This window comes from Veillonella sp. (assembly GCF_018364065.1).
Classification (GTDB): domain Bacteria; phylum Bacillota; class Negativicutes; order Veillonellales; family Veillonellaceae; genus Veillonella_A.
Genome location: NZ_JAGZMO010000002.1, coordinates 1 through 22,415, shown reverse-complemented (window position 1 = coordinate 22,415; position 22,415 = coordinate 1). Strand labels below are relative to the sequence as shown.

The 22,415-nt window shown below is 44.4% G+C and carries 17 protein-coding genes; 12 read left to right on the top strand and 5 right to left on the bottom strand.

Annotation, left to right across the window (positions count from 1 at the left end):
• The first annotated feature begins 27 nt into the window (after positions 1-27).
• From KHZ77_RS01970 to KHZ77_RS01950, 5 genes are all read left to right on the top strand, one after another.
• Positions 28-246 (top strand): hypothetical protein, encoded by a 219-nt coding sequence (locus tag KHZ77_RS01970; RefSeq protein WP_295195156.1) that lies wholly within the window; start codon positions 28-30, stop codon positions 244-246.
• A 351-nt stretch (positions 247-597) separates the two neighbouring features.
• The gene (locus KHZ77_RS01965; protein ID WP_295195153.1) at positions 598-891 is read left to right on the top strand and encodes a helix-turn-helix transcriptional regulator; all 294 of its coding nucleotides are present in this window, start codon (positions 598-600) and stop codon (positions 889-891) included.
• Between the two features lie 86 nt (positions 892-977).
• Positions 978-1,958, top strand: coding sequence for a WYL domain-containing protein (locus KHZ77_RS01960; RefSeq protein ID WP_295195151.1), 981 nt, complete (start codon positions 978-980; stop codon positions 1,956-1,958).
• 452 nt (positions 1,959-2,410) lie between these two features.
• Entirely contained in the window at positions 2,411-2,992 is a 582-nt protein-coding gene (locus tag KHZ77_RS01955) for a DJ-1/PfpI family protein (RefSeq protein ID WP_295195149.1), read from the top strand.
• Positions 2,993-3,479: 487 nt separating this feature from the next.
• Positions 3,480-4,895: an aspartate ammonia-lyase gene (locus KHZ77_RS01950; RefSeq protein ID WP_295195147.1), complete on the top strand. Its 1,416-nt coding sequence runs from the start codon at positions 3,480-3,482 to the stop codon at positions 4,893-4,895.
• A gap of 440 nt (positions 4,896-5,335) precedes the next feature.
• Here the strand turns inward: KHZ77_RS01950 and KHZ77_RS01945 are convergent, their stop codons facing one another.
• From KHZ77_RS01945 to thiS, 5 genes are all read right to left on the bottom strand, one after another.
• Entirely contained in the window at positions 5,336-6,016 is a 681-nt protein-coding gene (locus KHZ77_RS01945; RefSeq protein ID WP_295195145.1) for a thiamine phosphate synthase, read from the bottom strand.
• A complete protein-coding gene (gene thiH / locus KHZ77_RS01940; RefSeq protein ID WP_295195143.1) occupies positions 5,997-7,229 on the bottom strand; it encodes a 2-iminoacetate synthase ThiH in 1,233 nt (410 codons plus the stop codon). The genes KHZ77_RS01945 and thiH overlap by 20 nt, the downstream gene beginning before the upstream one ends.
• Positions 7,230-7,241: 12 nt before the next feature.
• A complete protein-coding gene (locus tag KHZ77_RS01935; protein ID WP_295195141.1) occupies positions 7,242-8,054 on the bottom strand; it encodes a thiazole synthase in 813 nt (270 codons plus the stop codon).
• A 167-nt stretch (positions 8,055-8,221) separates the two neighbouring features.
• Entirely contained in the window at positions 8,222-9,022 is an 801-nt protein-coding gene (thiF, locus tag KHZ77_RS01930) for a sulfur carrier protein ThiS adenylyltransferase ThiF (protein WP_295195140.1), read from the bottom strand.
• The gene (thiS, locus tag KHZ77_RS01925; RefSeq protein ID WP_295195138.1) at positions 9,022-9,237 is read right to left on the bottom strand and encodes a sulfur carrier protein ThiS; all 216 of its coding nucleotides are present in this window, start codon (positions 9,235-9,237) and stop codon (positions 9,022-9,024) included. The genes thiF and thiS overlap by 1 nt, the downstream gene beginning before the upstream one ends.
• 597 nt (positions 9,238-9,834) lie before the next feature.
• Here thiS and rpoB point away from each other — a divergent pair.
• The 7 genes from rpoB to KHZ77_RS01890 all read left to right on the top strand — a co-directional run.
• Positions 9,835-13,995: a DNA-directed RNA polymerase subunit beta gene (gene rpoB, locus KHZ77_RS01920; RefSeq protein ID WP_295195136.1), complete on the top strand. Its 4,161-nt coding sequence runs from the start codon at positions 9,835-9,837 to the stop codon at positions 13,993-13,995.
• Positions 13,996-14,027: 32 nt separating this feature from the next.
• Positions 14,028-18,230 carry a DNA-directed RNA polymerase subunit beta' gene (rpoC, locus tag KHZ77_RS01915; RefSeq protein WP_295195134.1) on the top strand — a complete coding sequence of 1,401 codons (4,203 nt, stop codon included), beginning with the start codon at positions 14,028-14,030 and terminating at the stop codon, positions 18,228-18,230.
• 465 nt (positions 18,231-18,695) lie between these two features.
• Positions 18,696-18,941, top strand: coding sequence for a ribosomal L7Ae/L30e/S12e/Gadd45 family protein (locus KHZ77_RS01910; RefSeq protein WP_295195132.1), 246 nt, complete (start codon positions 18,696-18,698; stop codon positions 18,939-18,941).
• Between the two features lie 77 nt (positions 18,942-19,018).
• Positions 19,019-19,393 carry a 30S ribosomal protein S12 gene (rpsL, locus tag KHZ77_RS01905; protein WP_295195130.1) on the top strand — a complete coding sequence of 125 codons (375 nt, stop codon included), beginning with the start codon at positions 19,019-19,021 and terminating at the stop codon, positions 19,391-19,393.
• Positions 19,394-19,441: 48 nt separating this feature from the next.
• A complete protein-coding gene (rpsG, locus tag KHZ77_RS01900) occupies positions 19,442-19,912 on the top strand; it encodes a 30S ribosomal protein S7 (RefSeq protein WP_295195128.1) in 471 nt (156 codons plus the stop codon).
• Between the two features lie 22 nt (positions 19,913-19,934).
• Positions 19,935-22,010 carry an elongation factor G gene (gene fusA, locus KHZ77_RS01895; RefSeq protein WP_295195126.1) on the top strand — a complete coding sequence of 692 codons (2,076 nt, stop codon included), beginning with the start codon at positions 19,935-19,937 and terminating at the stop codon, positions 22,008-22,010.
• Positions 22,011-22,067: 57 nt separating this feature from the next.
• Positions 22,068-22,415 (top strand): GTP-binding protein (locus KHZ77_RS01890; protein WP_295195124.1); only part of this gene is annotated, 348 nt, incomplete at its 3' end.

Sequence of the window (22,415 nt, the reverse complement as noted above, 5' to 3'; positions counted from 1 at the left end):
GAGTATAATAAAAATCATCATACCGCATTGAACGCTGACCAGCAGAAGCTGGCGGATAAAATGGTACAGCTTTGGGCGAATGCCGGTGAAATCAATAAACAGACTGAGTGGACAGCATATAATCCGAACCGCGAAAACTATATGATATTTACCTTACCTGATGCACATATGAACGAAGGTCAATTTGGACGCGATCACCATGTGGCATTTTGGGATAAAATCGATAGAGAATTTGTGGAGAAATAAATAGAACAAGCGAAAGAGCGATGATACAGGTCATCGCTCTTTTTATATTTAGCTTGTAATTTTACCGGGCAGGCATACAGAAATAACTCGAATGTAACATGATTTTTGCAGGTTTAAATTCTACTTAAGTCGATTTATGTGATATATTATCTTGATTTTGGGATAATATAGTAAATTATGGCGACTATTAATGTGTTTCATGATTAAACGTTTTATGACATACTAAATATAAGAAAATAATGAAGGTTGACTTTACTCGGACAGGCTTCTGTCGCGTCTTTTTGTTATGGTATTAGTAAGCAAACAATGTAGAGTCAATTATCCGTTAGTGTAGTTTGAGGTGTGTGAATAATGTCTTATACGTTGAAACAATTATTGAAGTTAATCGGTGCCAAAGTTGCGTTTTACAGAACTTTGCGTGGTTTAAAACAGCAGGAGCTGGCTGATAGAGTGAGCATGAGCCGCAGCACGATTAATAAAGTAGAACGTGGCAGCTATAATGATAATCTCTCTATTGATATGCTTTATACTTTGGCCAACGGCCTGGGAATTAATATACGAATGCTGCTCGAACTGTCGGCAGAGGAAGAAGAATTACTGAAGCAAATGGATCTGTGGGAAGAGCCGTTTGACGAATTTGTTTAACGATGGCTATTGGGGCGATTGAAGGATAAGTTAAAGTTTATGTTGAATACATACTATAGGAATTAGTGTTTATAACAGGGGATATTATGAATCGACAAAATTTTGACAAAAACAATCGCGTGCTTGCTATCTTATATCGGGCCATGAAGGGGGAACTCCTCAATGTACAGGCTTTAGCCAATGAATACGAGGTAACGACGAAGACTATTTCCCGCTATTTGGCTACGATTAAAAACTTTTTGGCGGAAAATCGGGAGCTCGTAGGGCATACAGAGCTTCAATATAACGGCCAAATGAAAGGGTATCAGTTACAATTCGACTCGATGCTCCAAAACGAAGAGCTTATGGTGCTGATTAAGATTTTAATCGGTACCCGCGCATTACGTCGCAACGATTTGTTGCGCCTTGTGGGCAAGCTGAAAATGCTGACGACCTGTCGCGACAGAGTGTTGGTGGAACAGCTGATTAAGAAAGAACTGCACCGCTATGTACCGGTGGAGCATATCGGCCAAGATGTAATCGATATGGTGTGGCGCCTTACACGCTGCATCCAGAGCCATACGGAAATAACGATTACCTATTATAAGGCTAATATGGAGAAGGTAAATCGCACCATCCAACCGGTGGCATTGTTATTTTCCGAATATTATTTTTACCTGGTCGGCTATTGGTTGAACAACGAAGGTACAACTGATTATGTGCCGATTTTGTATCGTGTAGATCGCATTGTAGGCGTGAAAGAACATCGTCGCAATTTCGAACTGACGAAAGATGTAGATTTTGACGAAGGCAATTTGCGGAATAAAGTTCAGTTTATGCACGCAGGGAAACCGCAAAAGGTTAAGTTTACTTATACCGGTGACTCGCTGCAATCCGTGCTGGATCGAATTCCTACAGCCACAGTGTTGTCCCTGGAAGAAAAAACAGCCCTCATCGAGGCGGAAGTATTCGGCATGGGGATTAAACATTACCTATTGGGACAGGGCCGACGCGTTAAGGTACTGGAACCGCCGGAATTTGTGGAAGATATGAAGACAGAATTACAGGCCATGTTGAAGAATTACTAGTATAGACTCAAGAGACTATCGGTATTAATTGAATAGAATTACCGGCAGTACCCTAATTTGTCAGTAATAACTTAATAGACTTATCAGCATTAACTTAATAGAGTTATCGGCATTAACTTGATATATTTTTATCCTCCTTTACTTATCACCCGGAAGGCTTGTCATTATGGCACAGCCTCCGGGTGATGAGTTTTTAGGCCGTCAATTGGAGCGAGCACAAACCATCGCAGAATCGTAGATTAGTTGCATATAGTTTACGGGAAAAGTTGATGGGCAACAGTTATATACCCGGATATTGCTTGCGAATAAACCGTCATATATAATGAAAGTAATAATGGCATTAATGGTATTAATAGCAATAACTATAACTATAGTACCAGTAATAGTAATAGTACCAGTAATTGTAACAGACATAATAATGGCAACAGTAAGAAGTGTTACAGGAGGTTAATATGCAAGACGTATATGTAATTTTGTACAAAAACTTCACAGCTCTTGATGCATTCGGCCCTATTGAAGCATTAGCACGTATTGAAGACTTCCAAATCCGCTATGTGTCTCTTGAAGGTGGCATTGTTACCAATCATCAATCCATTCGCATTGAAACAGAACCGATGTCGGTTATTGAAGACAATGGCATTATATTGGTGCCGGGCGGTTGGGGCAGCCGTGATGAAGTGAATAACACGGCATTTCTTAACGCATTAGGCGACGCTGCCACTCGCTCCGAATTTGTACTTTGTGTTTGCACAGGTTCCGCATTAGTGGCGAAGACCGGCGTTTTAGATGGCAAACGGGCCACTACGAATAAGCGGGCCTTTGATTGGGTGAAGAGCCAACGTGATGAGGTGCAGTGGGAACGACAGGCGCGCTGGGTTCACGACGGAAAGTTTTATACATCGGCCGGCGTTTCCGCCGGGATTGATATGGCACTAGGCTTCATTCGCGACCAATATGGACTGGATAAAGCTGTGGAAATTTATAGCGGCATGGAATACCATTGGAACGATGATGCGGATCATGATTCGTTTTAAAGGTCATAATTAAAAGTACGGTTACAAAGTGGTTTGAAGGAACTTATAGGAGATAAGGGCTTCAAACCGCTTTTTTTATTTATGGGAGTCAATGGACTGCCGATTATCACGCAAATAATTTCATGGCATTTTATTTGAGATAATTAATAGGGAGTTTTATATAAATTTTAATTAAAGTAATAGAAAAACTTTAACTATTCCTGGAAGTCATTTTTAATATACGCCGTAAGTACAGATGTTTAATGTATTCTCTATAGAAAAAAACGAAAAAATAGGACGAGTCAGCGTCAACCTTACTTAATTGATATAGCTCTGAGAGTGGTTTTACTTACATTGTATTATGTATACATGATATAATGTAATAAAGTTAGTCAAACTAAACATGTTATAGGACGAATTAACTTGTACATGAAACAACGCAAGTTAAGCTGAGTGCATGTTTATATAAAGGGATCTTAGTAGATTAACAACAGGAATGAGGTATAGTATGCGTACAGAACGAGATTTTTTAGGGGAATTAGAAGTTGCAGATGAATTGTACTACGGAGTTCAAACTTTGCGGGCAATGGAAAATTTCAACATTACCGGTAAGCACCTCGACCATGATTTTATTCGCTCCATGGCCATGGTAAAGAAAGCCTGTGCTTTGGCGAATATGAAAACCGGCCGTATGGAAGAGCGCATTGGTAATGCAATTGTTCGCGCAGCTGACGAAATTATTGCCGGCGGTTTTGTAGATCAATTTCCGGTTGATCCGATCCAAGGCGGTGCAGGTACTTCATTTAACATGAACATGAACGAAGTGTTGGCTAATCGCGGTTTGGAAATTTTAGGCGAAGCCAAAGGTCGTTATGACATCATTTCGCCAAACAATCATTGCAACATGGCACAGTCCACCAATGATACATTCCCAACAGCTATTAAAGTATGTGCGATTTTAAAGAGCAAGCCTTTAATTGCAGCCCTTCAACGCTTAGTTGATGAGCTTGAAAAGAAAGCTGAAGAATATAAAGAAGTGTTGAAAATGGGCCGTACTCATTTACAAGACGCGGTGCCAATCACATTAGGCCAGGAAATGGGCGCTTATGCGTCCGGCGTTCGCCGCGGTATTCGCCGTATTGAATCGGCTATCGTAGCAGCTCACACAGTAAACATGGGTGCTACTGCCGTAGGTACAGGTCTCAATGCGGAACCTAAATACATTCACGATGTAGTAGGTGAATTGTCCTCCGTTGTTGGTGAAGAATTCCTTACAGCCGACAACCTAATCGATGCTACTAACAATACAGATATTTTTGCTGACATTTCCAGCGGTCTTAAAGTAACAGCCCTTGTATTGATCAAGATGGCTAACGACTTCCGTTTAATGGCTTCCGGCCCTCGTTGCGGTATTGGCGAATTGAAGTTGCCTGCACGTCAACCGGGCTCCAGCATTATGCCGGGGAAAGTAAACCCTGTTATCGCAGAAGTGTTGAATCAGGTTTGCTACCAGGTTGTGTCCAACGACTTGGCTGTAACCTTGGGCGTTGAAAACGGTCAGTTCGAATTGAACGTAATGGAACCTGTTATCGCCTATAACTTGTTCAACTCCATGTGCTATCTGAAAAATGGCGTAAACACGTTCGTTGATAAATTACTTATCGATCTTGAAGTGGATCGCGAACGTTGTCAGTACTGGTTGGACCGCAGTGTGGGTATCGTTACAGCCTTATTGCCACATATCGGTTATGAAAATACATCCGCATTGGCAAAAGAAGCGTACACAACAGGCCGTGCTATTAAGGATATTATCCTTGAAAAAGGCTTATTGTCCAAAGAAGATATGGAACATATCTTATCACCTGCTGAAATGACTAAACCGGGCATCGCCGGAGCGGACATTTTAAAGGTAAAAGGGAACTAATATTACTTGCTCATGGCAAATATATAAATTGTAAGGGTTAAAAAAACACCTTAATCAATGGTACATATGGAAAGTTTCACAGTTGACCAGGAATAGCTCTGATGGCCGCTAGTTGTATCTTACCAAACCGACGATTAAGGTGTTTTTGTTGTCTAAAGAGTAAAAGTTATATCCCTTGAGATTGTTGAAAAGTACAAGTTAGATTCTTTGAGAGTCCTGAAAAAGTAAAACCTCTATACATTGAGATCCTTTAAAGGTAAAAACGCTATACGCTAAGTCTTTTAAAAGTAATTTTGAACAAAAAGAAACTGCTCGCAAAGGTGTTAAGGTTGCGAGCAGTTTTTATTCATCACCGTGATTAAGGTATCCCGCAAGTGGTGTTAGGGCTTGCCGGGAGGTGTTATATGGCCGGTGATGACTAAGGCTGCCTGCAAATGGTGTTAGGGTTTGCAGGCACGGTGTTTGATTAAGTGTGCTAAACACTGCCGCCAATGGGCGGTGTACTCATCTATATGCAATTGCTCCATCGTTTCAGTCATTACATAGATTCCCGCGAAGGCTTCGTCAACCTTCGCATAGGTGCTAAAGTTGATGCCACCTATGGCATGTACGGGAATGTTATGTTTTTGCGCTAACGCTAATATGGAGCTGCACTCTTCCGCCGACCGCGGTGTGAGGCCGGGCTTGCATCGGGATGGGAATATATGCCCCAATACGAGCCAATGTGCACCGGCGGCAATGGCCGTTTCCGCTTCCCCTAAGGAGTGAACGGATACGCCGAAGTTTGAGGCCTTGCTGTTCAATATAGCTTCACATTCTGCCACCCCGATTTGCACAGGTAAGTTGTATGTACTTGCCAAATGCATGTGGTGGCTTACGATAAGTTCCACGCCGGCGGCGCGGGTGTAGGGAAGCAGTTGCAACAGCAATGCTTCGTAGGAACTGACTGATAATTCTTTCGCGCGCAACAGAAGCCGGTCCGGACGGGACTGAATGAGTGCTTTTAAATAGGATGTGACCGTCATGGACGGTGCAGTTTCCACTAAAAACTCCCTCAATGTGGGCAAATCTGTTACATAGGTAAGGAGTGTTTGCGGCGGCTTACAGTCGGATGTGATCATGGTATACCACCTGTAGGCCCATCTTTTGAATGTCTTCGTGCATCTGTGCCACGCTGCGTGTGTCGTTAATGTCGAATTGATCGCTGCTGCGGTGTTTATTTGAATCACTGTGACCGCCTACATCTACCTGAACGCCGGCGGAAATTTTAGTGGCGCAAATATTCATAACCGCATTGCGGAAGTCCTTGCTTTCGCGACTGGATACAGTAATCTGTGCCTGAGGCACGAATAAACGATAGGCGCACATGATTTGTAATAAATCACGGTCGCTGACTAAGTGGTTGAAATGACCGAGTTCGCCATTTACCGGACGTAGACGTGGCACGGAGAAACTCAATTCCGATGCAGGGAATGATTTCTGTGTGGACCACAGATGGAGGCCGGTGGCTAAGGCGTCGTAACGGAAATTGCTAAGGCCCAACAGAGCGGCGAAACCGGCACCGCGGAAACCGCTGTTCAAGGCGCGTTCCTGTGCATAGAAACGATATGGGAAAGACCGTTTATTTCCGTACGGATGATAGTATTCGTAGGCGGTTAAGTCGTAGGTTTCCTGGAACACCGTAATGAAATCGGCTCCGGCTTCATGGAGAATTTTATAGTCCGCCTGGTTGGCCGGATAGATCTCAATGCCAATATTGGCGAAGTACGGTTTTGCCAATTCCAAAGCGGAAGCGATGTATTCCACCGATGAGCGCGATTCCGATTCGCCGGTTAAGAATAAAATCTCTTGAAGTCCTGTTTGGGCAATGGCTTCCAACTCACGTTTAATATCGTCGGCTGTCAGTTGCGCACGTTTTATAGTTTGCTTACTGTTAAATCCGCAGTAGCGGCAGCCGTTGTGACAGTAGTTGGCAATATAGAGCGGCGTGAACAGCTGAATGTTGCTGCCGAAGCGGGCGCGTGTTAAGGCTTTCGCTTTTTGCGCCATGTCTTCTAAAAACGGTGCAGCAGCAGAGCTGAGGAGCGCCATAAAATCTTCCGGTTCCAACTCGTCTTTTTGAAGCGCCTGTTTTACATGGTCTGCTGTAAAGGCTTCGTCTACAAAGCTGTTTTTCGTGTCCAATACATAATGTAAACGACTCATATCCAACTTATCCATGGAGGATGTGAAGGTCATTATATCTTTTTCAAGCAATTCGTTATCTGCGGGGGTGGCTGTGGCGATGTGGCCGTGAAGCTCCGGTGCCGTTTTTCTTTGCGTAGCTTGTAGCATAGGTGGCACCTCCTACTCGCCCAGAAATCCGGTGAGCGGACTGGATGCGGCAGCCTGATCAATGATAACGCGACCGGTTTTGCCTAAGTGGGCGAGACGGCCCGCTTCAATTGCCAACTTGAAGGCGCGGCACATTTGTTCCACATTGCCTGCGGTGGCGATGGCTGTGTTACACATAATAGCGGTAACGCCCATCTCCATGGCTTCGCAAGCTTCGGACGGCTTGCCGATACCGGCATCCACGATGACAGGCAGGTCGGTGCTCTTCAATACGATTTCAATAAATGCTTTTGTACAGAGTCCGCGGTTACTGCCGATTGGTGCAGCCAGTGGCATGATGGCGGATGCGCCGGCATCTTCCAATGCTTTGGTGGCGTAGTAGTCCGGATACATGTATGGGAGCACTACGAAGCCACGGTCAGCTAACATTTTAGTGGCGCGAATCGTTTCCTGATTATCCGGTAAGAGCCAGCGTGCATCGCTGATGATTTCTACTTTTACAAAGTCGCCGCAGCCCATGGCACGGGACAGTTCGGCGATGCGCACTGCTTCTTCCGCTGTACGGGCACCTGATGTATTTGGCAGTAATGTAACATCTTTCGGCATGTAGTCGAGGATGTTTTCCTTGCCGTCCGGTGTGGCACGACGAAGAGCGAGCGTAATAATTTGAGCTTCGCCCTGTTCAGCGACGGCTTTTACGAGAGGCAAGGAGAACTTGCCGGAACCGAGAATGAGGCGGGAAGAAAATGTCTTGCCGCCCAATGTATATGTATCGGCTGCAGCTGTAAGCGGTGCGGTCGTTGTTGATGCAGATGTAGTTGTCATAATTAAACTCCTTTGGAGAATTAACTTGTATATTATAAAAACTTAACTTGCGGGTGGATTTCCGTGGGATCGAATCCCACCTCCATCGAGAGTAGGGTTCGAATTCCACCTCCACCGAAAGTAGGGGTCGAATCCCACCTCCGCCGGGATTAGGGTTCGAATCCCTATTAGTCTTCAGTCAACAGGAGATGAAGAAGCATAGTCGCTTCGTGGGCGGCGCAGAGCATTACGCGCGGTGCCAGGAGGCCCAATGAGCTTTCGCTGTGGCCGTCGCCCGTTTGATAGTACTTCGACAGAAGTGTTTTGGTTTGGACCGTATTTGGATGGTCGTAACCGCTCACACCGCTGGCACCGATCAACGTGGTTTCCGGATAGTGGGTGAGTACATAGGACGTGAGGTTCGCCTTGTTTTCCGCTGAGTCGAAGGCTTCAATTACATAGGGATATCCTTTCAGATACTCATCATAGTTGCTTTCGTTGATAGTGGTGTGAACCGCTGTAACGTTGATAAACGGATTGATGCGGTGCAAGATATTCTTCAACGCTTCTACTTTCGGCTTTCCCAAGTCGGTCATTTCATAGGCCTGGCGTCCCAAGTTCGTAATGTCCACCACGTCCTTGTCGATAATGGTGAGTCCGCCGATGCCGAGACGTGCCAAGCTGATGGCGATGTGGGAACCGAGACCGCCGGCGCCGCAAACAGGAATGTGACTCTCTTTTAGTCGGTTATAAATACGTTCGCCGTAGCGAGCCGTCCAAATGGCGTCATAGGTAATGCGGTCCGGTGCCTTTGTGCGTGAAACACAAAGCAGATTATCTCCGTCTGCAAGTACCGGATCATTGGAGAAGGCGAATCCGTTCAAGAGCCACAGGGCATCTGAGCCCAACGAGTCGAATTCAGCCATAATTTGTGAGGCCTTTGTACCGGAGGCTACGTCCAGTTGCCGGCCGTTAACTGTAATACTCATCAGCCGCCTCCTACAAAATGAACAATTTCTAGTGTATCGCTGTCGGATAATTGCGTGGTTTCAAACTCGCTTTGGGGGATAATGGCATAGTTGCGTTCAACGACGACGCGCTTCGGATTGTAGCCGGCTGCTTCCAGAAAGGACAATACAGTCACAGATTCCGTTAACGTCTGCTCTTTACCATTGACTACCATGAGGACCTCCTTTTTACACATATAATATATATACCTAATTACTAATATATAAACTCGAAGAATTTCCCTGTATAAATAATTGCTGCCCCTTGGCAACAAAAAAAGACATGAAGGAAGAGCACCCTTTCGGTGGTGCTCCCCATCATGTCTTATATGAATTTATATATCGCATTGCATTTAGTATAGCAAAGTTTTAAAATTGAGGAAAGGTATAATTCGAGATTATAAAAAATAAGAATTTTGAAAAAATAATATTTGACAATGTAATTTTACAATGATATAATTACAAATTGCAAATGTACTCTCTGAAATTTGATTATATATTATAAAAAAATAAAATATAGTCAATTAATTTATAGAGCGCCGGCTGTTATAAATACGGCAAAACGGTGCATAAAGATAAGGGTACTGATTAATATAACTATAACACTGTTAGTGATGAAGGTAGATCTTCCAAGGTTGTGCTACAAATGGCGAAGCAAGGTTCAAAAAATAAAAAGAGAGCCTTGCTTATTTTGTCATTGTGTGAGCAGGAAAACTGAGACCTGGTTGGTTGTCTGTAGTCATACCGTTATAGAATAGAAGGTAAGCCAATTGAAATGAGGGGTGAAAGCTGGTATGTTCAAACCTGAACAGGTAGGAAAGAGAACGCGTTATACCTATGCTAAAATTAACGAAGTTCTGGAAATGCCACATTTATTGGACGTGCAACGCAAGTCTTATGAGTGGTTTTTGGAGAGCGGTTTACAAAATATTTTTGACGATATTTCTCCGATTAAAGACAATTCAGGTAATTTAGTGCTTTCTTTTGAAGGGTTCAGCCTTGGAGAGCCAAAATATGATATTAACGAATGTAAAAACCGTGACGCTACATATGCAGCGCCATTGCGTGTTAATATCCGCCTAGTTAACAACGATCCGGAAAACCAAGATATTAAAGAACAGGAAGTTTTCATGGGCGATTTCCCATTGATGACTGAAACCGGTACATTTATTATCAACGGTGCGGAACGTGTTATCGTATCTCAGCTTGTTCGCTCCCCGGGTGTTTACTACACTCGTGAAATCGATACTATGGGTAACCGTTTGTATGGTTCTACGGTTATTCCTAACCGCGGTGCGTGGATTGAGCTTGAAACTGATGCCAATGAAATGGTAGCCGTACGTATTGACCGTAACCGTAAGTTACCGGCCACTGTATTAGTACGTGCTCTTGGTTGGAGCTCCAACGAATCCATTTTAGAATTATTCTGGAATGGCGAAGTAGACGAAAACGGCAACCGTGTTTACGACGAACGCTTAGTGCGTACGCTCGAAAAAGACACAACCCAGTCTTCCGATGAAGCACTTGTGGAAATTTACAAAAAATTGCGTCCGGGCGAACCGCCAACTGTAGAAAGTGCGCGCAATTTATTCGACAATTTATTCTTCGACCCACGCCGTTACGATTTAGCTTGTGTAGGTCGTTATAAATTGAATAAAAAATTAGGCTGGCGTCAACGCATGTTGGGTCAAACATTGGCTCAACCAATCATCGACCATGAAACCGGTGAAGTGATCGTTGATGCGGGCACACTCATGACTGAAGATCAGTTAGATGTAGTGGCTAACAGCGGTGTATTTAGCGGCGAAGGTTTTGCAGAGTTCTATGTAAGTAACGGCGAAGGCTCTTCCTTCAAAGTAATTTGCAACAACTGCAATCTTCCATTCGAACATCGCACTGTAACTCGCGAAGACATGATCGCCAACATCAGCTACTTGTTGAACTTGATGGATGGTGCCGGCCATGTGGACGATATCGACCACTTGGGCAACCGTCGTCTTCGTTGCGTAGGCGAATTGTTACAGAATCAGTTCCGTATCGGTTTAACTCGTATGGAACGTGTGGTTAAAGAACGTATGACAATTCAAGACAATACGCAGATTACACCACAAGCATTAATTAATATCCGTCCGGTTGTGGCAGCTATTAAGGAATTCTTCGGTTCCTCCCAGTTGTCCCAGTTCATGGACCAAACAAACCCACTTGGCGAATTGACTCACAAACGTCGTTTATCCGCCTTGGGCCCTGGCGGTTTGTCTCGTGAACGTGCAGGCTTCGAAGTTCGTGACGTGCATCACTCTCACTACGGCCGCATGTGTCCGATTGAAACCCCTGAAGGTCCTAACATCGGTTTGATTTCTTCCTTGTCCAACTATGCGAAAGTAAACGAATTCGGTTTCATCGAAGCTCCTTACCGTCGTGTAGAAAAAATCTACGGCACAGGCGAAGATGCTAATAAAGTAGTAAAAGTACAAGTTAGTGATCAGGTAGTATACATGACCGCTGATGAAGAAGAAGGTATGACCATCGCGCAGGCCAACTCCATCCTTGATGAAAACGGTTACTTCGTAGATTCTCATATCGCTTGTCGTCGCGGCTCTGAAGTCCTTGAAGTTGGCCCTGAAAAAGTTGACTACATGGACGTTAGCCCTAAAGAAGTTGTATCCATCGGTACAGCTATGATTCCATTCCTCGAAAATGATGACGCGAACCGTGCCTTGATGGGTGCGAACATGCAGCGTCAGGCCGTGCCGCTTCTTCGTGCACAGGCTCCGCTCGTTGGTACCGGTATGGAATACAAAGCGGCTACTGACTCCGGCGTTTGCGTATTGGCAAAAGAAGCCGGTATCGTAACTCGTTGTTGGGGTAATGAAATTCACGTTACTCGCGATAACGGCCGCATCGATATTTACAAATTAAACAAATTCCTTCGTTCCAACCAATCTACATGTTTCAACCAGAAACCAATCGTATTCCGCGGCGACCGCGTCGTAAAAGGCCAGGTATTGGCTGACGGCCCGGCTACTGACGGCGGCGAATTGGCCTTGGGCTTCAACGTTCTTGTAGCGTTCATGCCTTGGGAAGGTTACAACTATGAAGATGCGATTCTTCTGAGCGAAGAACTTTGCAAAGAAGATATTTATACATCCATTCACATTGAAGAATACGAATGTGATGCGCGCGACACTAAATTAGGCGCTGAAGAAATTACACGTGAACTTCCTAACACAGGCGATGACAACCTTCGCAATCTTGACGAAGACGGTATCATCTGCATCGGTGCGGAAGTACATCCTGGCGACATTTTGGTGGGTAAAGTAACTCCTAAGGGAGAAACTGAACTGACTCCGGAAGAACGCTTGTTACGTGCTATTTTCGGTGATAAAGAACGTGAAGTACGCGACACATCCTTGCGCGTTCCTCATGGTGAATCCGGTAAAATCGTAGACGTTAAAGTCTTCACTCGTGAAAACGGCGACGAATTACAACCGGGCGTAAACAAATTAGTTCGTGTATATATTGCACAGAAACGTAAGATTCACGAAGGCGATAAAATGGCCGGTCGTCATGGTAACAAGGGTGTCGTTTCCCGCGTTATGCGTCAGGAAGACATGCCATTCTTGCCGGACGGCACTCCTGTACAGATCGTACTTAACCCATTGGGCGTACCATCCCGTATGAACATCGGTCAGGTACTTGAAACTCACTTGGGTTGGGCTGTTCAAGGGTTAGGCATGCAGATTAAAGCAACTGACCTCAAGATTCAGAACGTATTGAATCAGGCTAAAACTGACAGCCGTTACTGGGATAACATTGACCGCATTAAAGAATTGTTCGGCGAAATCGACGAATTGAAATCTCAAATTGCGGAAAATGTGACTGTATCCCACTTGGATGTTGATTCTGAAATCAACACCCGTCGTGAAGAAGCTCTCGATTTAATCTTGGGCGAAGCACAACGCCAGCTCGATACATTAGGCGGCCGTGCCCGTTACGATGAATTGAAAGCCATTGAAAAATCCTATAGCGATAAAGAAATCGAGTTCTTCGACACTGAAGAAGAAGCTCCTGAAATGGAACAGGCTCTTCAAGACGAACTCAAATCCGTATCCGCTGTAGTTGACATTATTGATGCCATCAAATCGGCACGTGTTAAACGCGAAGAAATCCGCAAAGACTTGGAATCCTACGGTTACGATTTCGAATCTTACGGTATGCCTAAGCCTGACGTGGCAGGTATCCACATTGCAACACCTGTATTCGACGGTGCTCACGAAAGCGATGTGTTCAATACCTTGCGCATTGCCGGTAAAGAAGATGAAGGTAAAACCGTTCTTTATGACGGTCGTACCGGTGAACCGATGGATAACAAAGTTACAGTCGGTTATGTATATATGCTTAAACTCCATCATTTGGTTGATGATAAAATCCATGCTCGTTCCACAGGTCCGTACTCCTTGGTTACACAACAGCCATTGGGCGGTAAAGCTCAGTTCGGCGGTCAGCGTTTCGGGGAAATGGAAGTTTGGGCTCTTGAAGCGTATGGCGCAGCCTACACCTTACAAGAGTTGTTAACTGTTAAGTCTGACGATGTAGTTGGTCGTGTAAAAGCATATGAAAAAATCGTTAAGGGCGAAAATATTCCTGAACCGGGCGTTCCGGAATCCTTTAAAGTATTGCTGAAAGAACTTCAGAGTATCGGCCTTGATGTGAAGATTTTAAATGAAGATCAAGAAGAAGTTGTCATTAAGGAACTTGATGACGATGATGATACAAGCGATATCAAAGAAGTAATGGAAGGTAATGAAACTGTCAACGAAGAAGCTCCGGTTGATGCAGTTGTTGAGGATGTATCCGAACCTGTAACCAGCGGCGAAGATGACAGCATTTTCAGCACTATGGCAGTTTATGACGGTGCTGCTTCCGATTTAGATTCCGATACCGATGAAGACTAATTTAAGTATCCATAAAGAAGGGAGCGATACTTGTGCTAGACGTTAATGAATTCGATTCTATGCGAATCGGCTTGGCTTCGCCTGAACAGATCTTAGAATGGTCTTACGGGGAAGTTAAAAAGCCGGAAACTATTAACTATCGTACGCTGAAACCGGAACGAGACGGCTTGTTCTGTGAGCGTATTTTTGGGCCAACCAAAGACTGGGAATGTCATTGTGGTAAATACAAGCGCATTCGCCATAAAGGGGTTGTGTGTGATAAATGCGGCGTTGAAGTAACTCGTGCTAAAGTACGTCGCGAACGTATGGGTCACATTGTATTAGCTACACCTGTGTCTCATATTTGGTACTTCAAGGGGATCCCATCTCGTATGGGATTGATCCTTGACGTATCCCCTCGTTCTCTTGAACGAGTACTCTACTTTGCAGCTTACATTGTAGTTGACCCGGGCAACACGCCTCTTATGAAGCGTCAACTCTTATCTGAAACTGAATTCAGAGAATATGAAGCGCAATTTAACGACGAAGAATATAAAATCAACGGCAAGAACATTGTTATCGAAACAGTGGCTCAGCGCCGTGAACGTTTGGCTATCGTAGAAGAAGCTAAACGCAAAACAGCAGCTAACGAACGTTTGGCAGCTGATACTGAAACACCGGAAGACGAAAAAGTATACGAAGAATTAACTCGTGAAGAACGCTTTGAACTTGGCGCTGTTGACGAAGTGGAATTCGTATGTATCGACATGGGCGCCGAAGCTATCAAGGCTCTTCTTAGCGAACTTGACCTTGATGCATTGAATGCTGAACTTCGCAACGAATTGGAAACTGTATCCGGTCAGCGTAAAGTGCGTGCCGTTCGTCGTCTTGAAGTTGTAGAAGCATTCCGTCAGTCCGGCAACAAACCGGAATGGATGATCATGGATGTAGTCCCTGTAATTCCACCTGAACTTCGTCCTATGGTTCAGCTCGACGGCGGTCGTTTCGCCACTTCCGACTTGAACGACTTATATCGTCGTGTAATTAACCGTAATAACCGTTTGAAACGCCTTCTTGACTTAGGCGCTCCTGATATCATCGTTCGCAACGAAAAACGTATGCTTCAGGAAGCAGTGGATGCTCTTATCGACAATGGTCGTCGCGGCCGTCCTGTAACAGGTCCGGGCAACCGTCCATTGAAATCCCTGTCCGACATGCTTAAAGGTAAACAAGGTCGTTTCCGTCAGAACCTCTTGGGTAAACGTGTTGACTATTCCGGTCGTTCCGTTATCGTAGTTGGTCCTGAACTTAAAATGCACCAATGCGGCTTGCCTAAAGAAATGGCCCTCGAACTCTTCAAGCCTTTCGTTATGAAACGCCTTGTAGAACGCGGCCAGGCAAGCAACATTAAAGCGGCTAAACGCCAAGTTGAACGCATCGGCGCCGGCGTATGGGAAGCTTTGGAAGAAGTTATCAAAGAACATCCTGTACTCTTGAACCGCGCACCGACATTGCACCGTTTAGGTATTCAGGCGTTCGAACCAATCCTTTGGGAAGGCCGTGCCATTAAACTTCATCCGTTAGTATGTACAGCGTTCAACGCCGACTTCGACGGTGACCAGATGGCCTGTCACTTGCCACTTTCCGTAGAAGCACAATCTGAAGCGCGTACGCTCATGTTGTCTTCTCACAACATCTTATCCACTAAAGACGGTAAACCGGTTGCGGTTCCATCTCAGGATATGATCTTGGGTACATACTACTTAACCGTAGTACGTCAACATACAAAAGAACATGCAAAATACTTCGCAAACTATGATGAAGTTATGCTTGCTTATGATTCCGGTGTTATTGGACTTCAGGACGTATTGTACATCCGTGAAGAAGGTCATGGCCGCGTAGAAACAACAGCAGGCCGCCTCATTTTCAATAACGCGTTATATCCTGAACTTCGTCAGTACGAAAAACAGGAAGACGGCCACTACACATTGGGCCGCGTTATGGACAAGAAAATGGTTGGTAAATTGGTTGACCAATGTTTCCAATTGTTCGGCAACGAAAAAACAGCTGAACTTCTTGACCGCGTAAAATCCCTCGGTTACTCCTATGCTCGTCGTGCCGGTATGACTATCGCCATTGCGGACATTAAAGTACCTGTTGAAAAAGCCGGTATTTTACAGAAGGCCGATGAAGACGTAGAAAAAGTATCTCGTCTATATCGTCGTGGTCACATGTCCGAAGACGAACGTTATCGTAAAACTATCCAATTGTGGACTCAGGCTACAGAAGATGTAACCGATGCCATGATGGATACAATGATGCGCGACCAGGAAGGTTTCAACCCGGTATACATGATGGCGATCTCCGGTGCCCGTGGTAATAAGCAACAGATTCGTCAGCTTGCCGGTATGCGTGGTTTGATGGCCGACCCATCCGGTCGAATCATCGACTTACCAATCAAAGCAAACTTCAAAGAAGGTCTTACTGTATTGGATTACTTTACATCCAGCCATGGTGCTCGTAAAGGTTTGGCCGATACGGCGCTCCGTACAGCTGACTCCGGTTACTTGACCCGTCGTCTCGTAGACGTTTCTCAGGACGTTATCGTTCGTGAAGAAGACTGCGACGTAGTGGGCATTGACTTGGTGCGTGAACGTGCTCGTTTGGCAAGTTCTCCTCGTCAGGCATTAATCCTTCTTAAAGATAAATTGATCGGCCGCGTTCTCGACAAAGACGTAGTGGATCCTGCAACAGGCGAATTATTGCTTGAAGGTGAAACTATCCTTTCCGAAGCAGACCTTATGGTATTAGCTGATCACAAAGTGAGCGATATTGCTCTTCGCGGTGCACATCTTGGCAGCGACAGCGATATTAACCACTCCAACCTTGTACAAAAAATCAGTTTAGGTGAATCCGATGAAGAAATTCGTCAGACTTTACGCGAAACTATGATTCATAACATGCTTGGCAAAGATACGGTAAACGCTGTTGTAGACAGCGAAGGCCGTGAAATCTTCCCTGCACACAGCGCATTGACCGAAGAAGGCATCGAAGCTATTCTCGACAGCGACGTGAAGGAAGTACAAGTTCGCAACAACGATATTCACGGTATCGAAGTAGAAGCTATCGTGGAAGGTTCCGGTATTATCGAACCTCTTAAAGATTGTATTGTGGGCCGTACAGCAGCGGAAGAATTAATCAATAAGGAAACCGGTGAAGTCATCGTTCCACTTAACGGTGAAATCACTGAAGAATTGGCTGATGAAGTAGTTAAACACTACGAAACAGTTAAGATTCGTTCCGTATTGACTTGTCGTTCCCCTTATGGCGTATGTATGAAGTGTTACGGCCGTGACCTCGGTACAGGCAACCAGGTTCAGGTAGGTGAAGCTGTAGGTATTATTGCGGCTCAGTCTATCGGTGAACCGGGTACACAGCTTACAATGCGTACGTTCCATACCGGCGGGGTTGCCGGTGATGACATCACTCAGGGTCTTCCACGTGTCGAAGAATTGTTCGAAGCACGTCGTCCTAAACGTCATGCCATCATCAGTGAAGTAGAAGGTTCTGTGCGCGTAGTACCTAACGACTCCAAGAAAGGTACTAACACAGTATTGGTAACTGACAGTGAAGGGGTAGAACACGATTACCTCATTCCTTACGGTGCCCGTATTATTGTACGCGACGGCGACGTTGTAAAACTTGGCGCCCGTTTGACAGAAGGTTCCATCAACCCACACGACATTATGCGCGTAATGGGTACAGAAGCAACGCAGCGCTACCTTGTATATGAAGTACAGAAAGTATATAAATCTCAAGGTGTAGAAATCAACGATAAACACATTGAAGTTATTGTTCGTCAAATGCTTCATAAAGTTAAAGTTGAAGAAGCGGGCGATGCTGACTTGTTACCTGGCGATCCTATCGACGTTAATACCTTTGACGAAGAAAACCGCCGCTTAGTACTTAACGGTAAAAAACCGGCTACAGGCAAACGTATTCTTCTCGGTATTACGAAAGCGGCTCTTGCTACAGACAGCTTCTTGTCTGCCGCATCCTTCCAGGAAACAACTCGCGTGTTAACTGACGCTGCTATTAAAGGTAAGATCGATCCATTGTTAGGTCTTAAAGAAAACGTTATCATCGGTAAATTGATTCCTGCCGGTACCGGTATGAGTCGCTACCGTAAGATTAAGGTTGTAAAAAAAGAACCTAACATTGAAAATATGATTGAAACAGTAGAAGCAGGGGAATAATTATTACACTGCGTTTACATAAGTGAGCGGTGACTTTTCGAAGTCGCTGCCTCCTTATAGTGTTTCTGTCGTACTATATAATTAATACTATATATAGTGCTCTGTAATAGTTTTCTGTTTTAAGTGTATCCGTATAATAGTAAATATGTAATGAGAGGCTGTTTTGTAAAATAAAAACAGCCTCTTTTTATATAAAATTGACAAATTATTTATGCTAATTTTGCAATTGAAAGTTGACGATGTATAAAAAGTCGAAAAATACGGCTATATCTGTATAAAAATTTGAGAAATATGCAAAATGAAAACGTTTTTGTACACACGGATACGTGTACATATAAAACGCCGATATTTCAAGCGTTTTTTGCTATAAAAAGTGTTGACACCCCTTTGGAGAAATGATAAACTGATATAGCGCTCAGGGAGCAGTATGCTTTTGAGTGCGAAAAAATATTGAGGAGTACAAAGATGGAAATTGAGCGTTTAACAACTGCCAACAAGACAATCGGAGCCAAACAGACAGCGAAAGCAATCGCTCGTGGCGAAGTAGATATGGTATTTGTTGCCAATAACAGCGATGATCGAGTGATTTTACCGATTATAGAACTTTGTGAAGCCAACGGCGTGCCAATCAACCAGGAGTATTCCATGGAAGAGCTCGGTAAAGCCGGCAAGATTAAAGTGAAAGCCGCTGCTGTTGGAGTACTTCGATAAACTTGGTAATATCTGACGCCGCACTTTGCGGTGACAGATCAATTATAAATCTAAATGTTTGGAAAGGAGGTGCCCATATGCCAACAATTAACCAGTTAGTACGCAAAGGCCGTCAAACTTTGACTAGAAAATCCGACGCTCCTGCACTTAAAGAAAGTCCGCAGAAACGTGGTGTATGTACTCGTGTATATACAGCTACTCCAAAGAAACCGAACTCCGCGCTTCGTAAAGTTGCCCGTGTTCGTTTGACAAACGCTATTGAAGTAACTGCATATATCCCAGGCATTGGTCACAATTTACAGGAACACAGTGTAGTACTTATCAGAGGTGGTCGTGTTAAAGACTTACCAGGTGTGCGTTATCACATTGTTCGCGGTGCATTGGATACAGCTGGCGTACAAAACCGTATGCAGAGTCGTTCCAAGTATGGCGCTAAAAAAGCTAAGAAATAATTATAGCTAAAAACATTGTAATCACACATCGTAGAGGAGGAAACTAACATGCCAAGAAAAGGCCCTGTGTTGAAGCGTGATGTACTTCCAGATCCGGTGTACAACAGCAAATTAGTTACACGCTTCATTAACAAAGTTATGTACGATGGCAAAAAAGGCGTAGCCGAAACTATCGTATATGATGCATTTGAAATTATTCGTTCTAAAATGGGTCAAGACCCAATGGAAGTTTTTGATCAGGCTTTAAAAAATGTAATGCCTGTATTGGAAGTTCGCGCTCGCCGTATCGGTGGTGCTAACTACCAAGTACCAGTTGAAGTTCGTGCCGATCGTCGTCAGACTTTAGGTATTCGTTGGATGGTAAACTATGCTCGTCTTCGCGGCGAACGTACCATGAAAGAACGCTTAGCTGGTGAATTAATGGATGCGTTCAATAACACTGGCGCAGCTATTAAGAAAAAAGATGATACTCATAAAATGGCAGAAGCCAATAAGGCATTTGCTCATTATCGTTGGTAATTAGTTAAGAGGAGTGACATTCGTGGCAAGAGAATTTTCTTTAGAGAAAACTCGTAATATCGGTATCATGGCTCACATCGATGCTGGTAAGACGACCACAACGGAACGTATTCTTTACTACACAGGCCGAGTTCACAAGATTGGTGAAGTACATGAAGGCGCTGCGACAATGGACTGGATGGAACAAGAGCAGGAACGTGGTATCACTATCACATCCGCTGCTACAACTTGTCACTGGAAAGACCATCGCATCAATATCATCGATACTCCTGGTCACGTTGACTTCACTGTAGAAGTAGAACGTTCGTTGCGTGTACTTGATGGTTCCGTAGCTGTTTTCAGTGCTAAAGGTGGCGTTGAACCACAGTCTGAAACTGTATGGCGTCAGGCTTCTACTTACGGCGTACCTCGTATCGCTTATGTAAATAAGATGGATACTGTAGGTGCTGATTTCTTCCGTGTGGTAGACATGATGAAAGAACGCCTTGGTGCAAACAGCGTAGCTCTTCAAGTGCCAATCGGCGCCGAAGATACTTTCAAAGGTATCATCGACTTGATGACTATGAAAGCGGAAATCTACATCAGTGATGACGGTAAAGAGTACGAAATTACTGATATTCCTGCTGAGTATGAAGAAGTTGCTAATGCTCGTCGTGAAATGTTAGTTGATGCTATCGCAGAAGCTGATGACGACATTATGATGAAATACTTGGAAGGTGAAGAACTTTCCTTGGAAGAACTTAAAGCAGGTCTTCGTAAAGCAGTTTGTGAAAACAAATTGTTCCCTGTACTTTGCGGTTCTTCTTACAAAAACAAAGGTGTACAGATGTTGTTGGATGCAGTTATTGACTACATGCCATCTCCACTTGATATTCCGGCCATCAAAGGTGTTAACCCAGATACAGGCGCTGAAGAAACTCGCCCTGCATCCGATACTGAACCATTCTCCGCATTGGCTTTCAAAATCATGGCTGACCCTTATGTTGGTAAATTAGCGTTCTTCCGCGTATACTCCGGTTCCTTAGAATCCGGTTCTTACGTGTTCAACTCCACAAAAGGTAAGAAAGAACGTATTGGTCGTATCCTTCAGATGCACGCCAATGACCGTAAGGAAATTGACCGTGTTTACTCCGGTGACATCGCTGCTGCCGTAGGTTTGAAAGATACTACTACAGGCGACACACTCTGTGATGACAAGGCTCCAGTAATTCTTGAATCCATGGAATTCCCTGAACCGGTTATCTCCGTAGCTGTTGAACCTAAAACAAAAGCGGACCAAGAAAAAATGGGTATCGCTTTAGCCCGTTTGGCTGAAGAAGATCCAACTTTCAAAGTCCGTACAGATGAAGAAACCGGTCAAACAATCATCTCCGGTATGGGTGAGCTTCACCTTGACATCATCGTTGACCGTATGAACCGTGAGTTCAAAGTAGAATGTAACGTAGGTAAACCTCAAGTTGCTTACCGCGAAACTATTCGTAAATCTGTTAAAGCTCAAGGTAAATTCGTACGTCAGTCCGGTGGTCGCGGTCAATACGGTGATTGCTGGTTGGAATTAATTCCTCAAGAACCAGGCGCAGGTTTCGAATTCGAAAACAAAATCGTTGGTGGTGCAATTCCTCGCGAATACATCGGTCCTGTTGAGAACGGTGTTAAAGAAGCGATGGAAGCAGGCGTAGTTGCAGGTTATCCAATGGTTGACATCAAAGTAATCGTATTTGACGGTTCCTACCATGATGTTGACTCCTCTGAAATGGCCTTCAAAATTGCCGGCTCCATGGGCTTCAAAGAAGGTGCTCGTAAAGCTGATCCGGTTCTCTTAGAACCATACATGGCAGTTGAAGTAGACGTGCCTGAAGAATACATGGGCGACGTAATCGGTGACTTGAACTCCCGTCGTGGCCGCATGGAAGGTATGGAAGCTCGCAACGGCAGCCAGCATATCAAAGCATTCGTTCCATTGAGCGAAATGTTCGGTTATGCAACTGATCTTCGTTCCAAGACTCAAGGTCGCGGTAACTACTCCATGACAGTTGATCATTACGAAGAAGTACCTAAGAAAATAGCTGAAGAAATTCAAGCTAAGAAAAATGGCTAATCCCTAAGGGTTAACAGAATAAATTAGAATTTTAATTATCCGGGAGGACAATTCAAAATGGCAAAAGCAAAATTTGAACGTACTAAACCGCATGTTAACATCGGTACTATCGGTCACGTTGACCATGGTAAAACTACTCTTACAGCTGCAATCACTAAAGTTCTTGCAGAACAGGGCAAAGCTCAGTTCCAAGACTACAGCATGATTGACAAAGCTCCAGAAGAACGTGAACGCGGTATCACAATCAACACTGCACACGTAGAATATGAAACTGACAAACGTCACTACGCACACGTTGACTGCCCAGGCCATGCTGACTATGTTAAAAACATGATCACCGGTGCTGCTCAGATGGACGGCGCTATCTTGGTTATCGCTGCAACTGACGGCCCTATGGCTCAGACT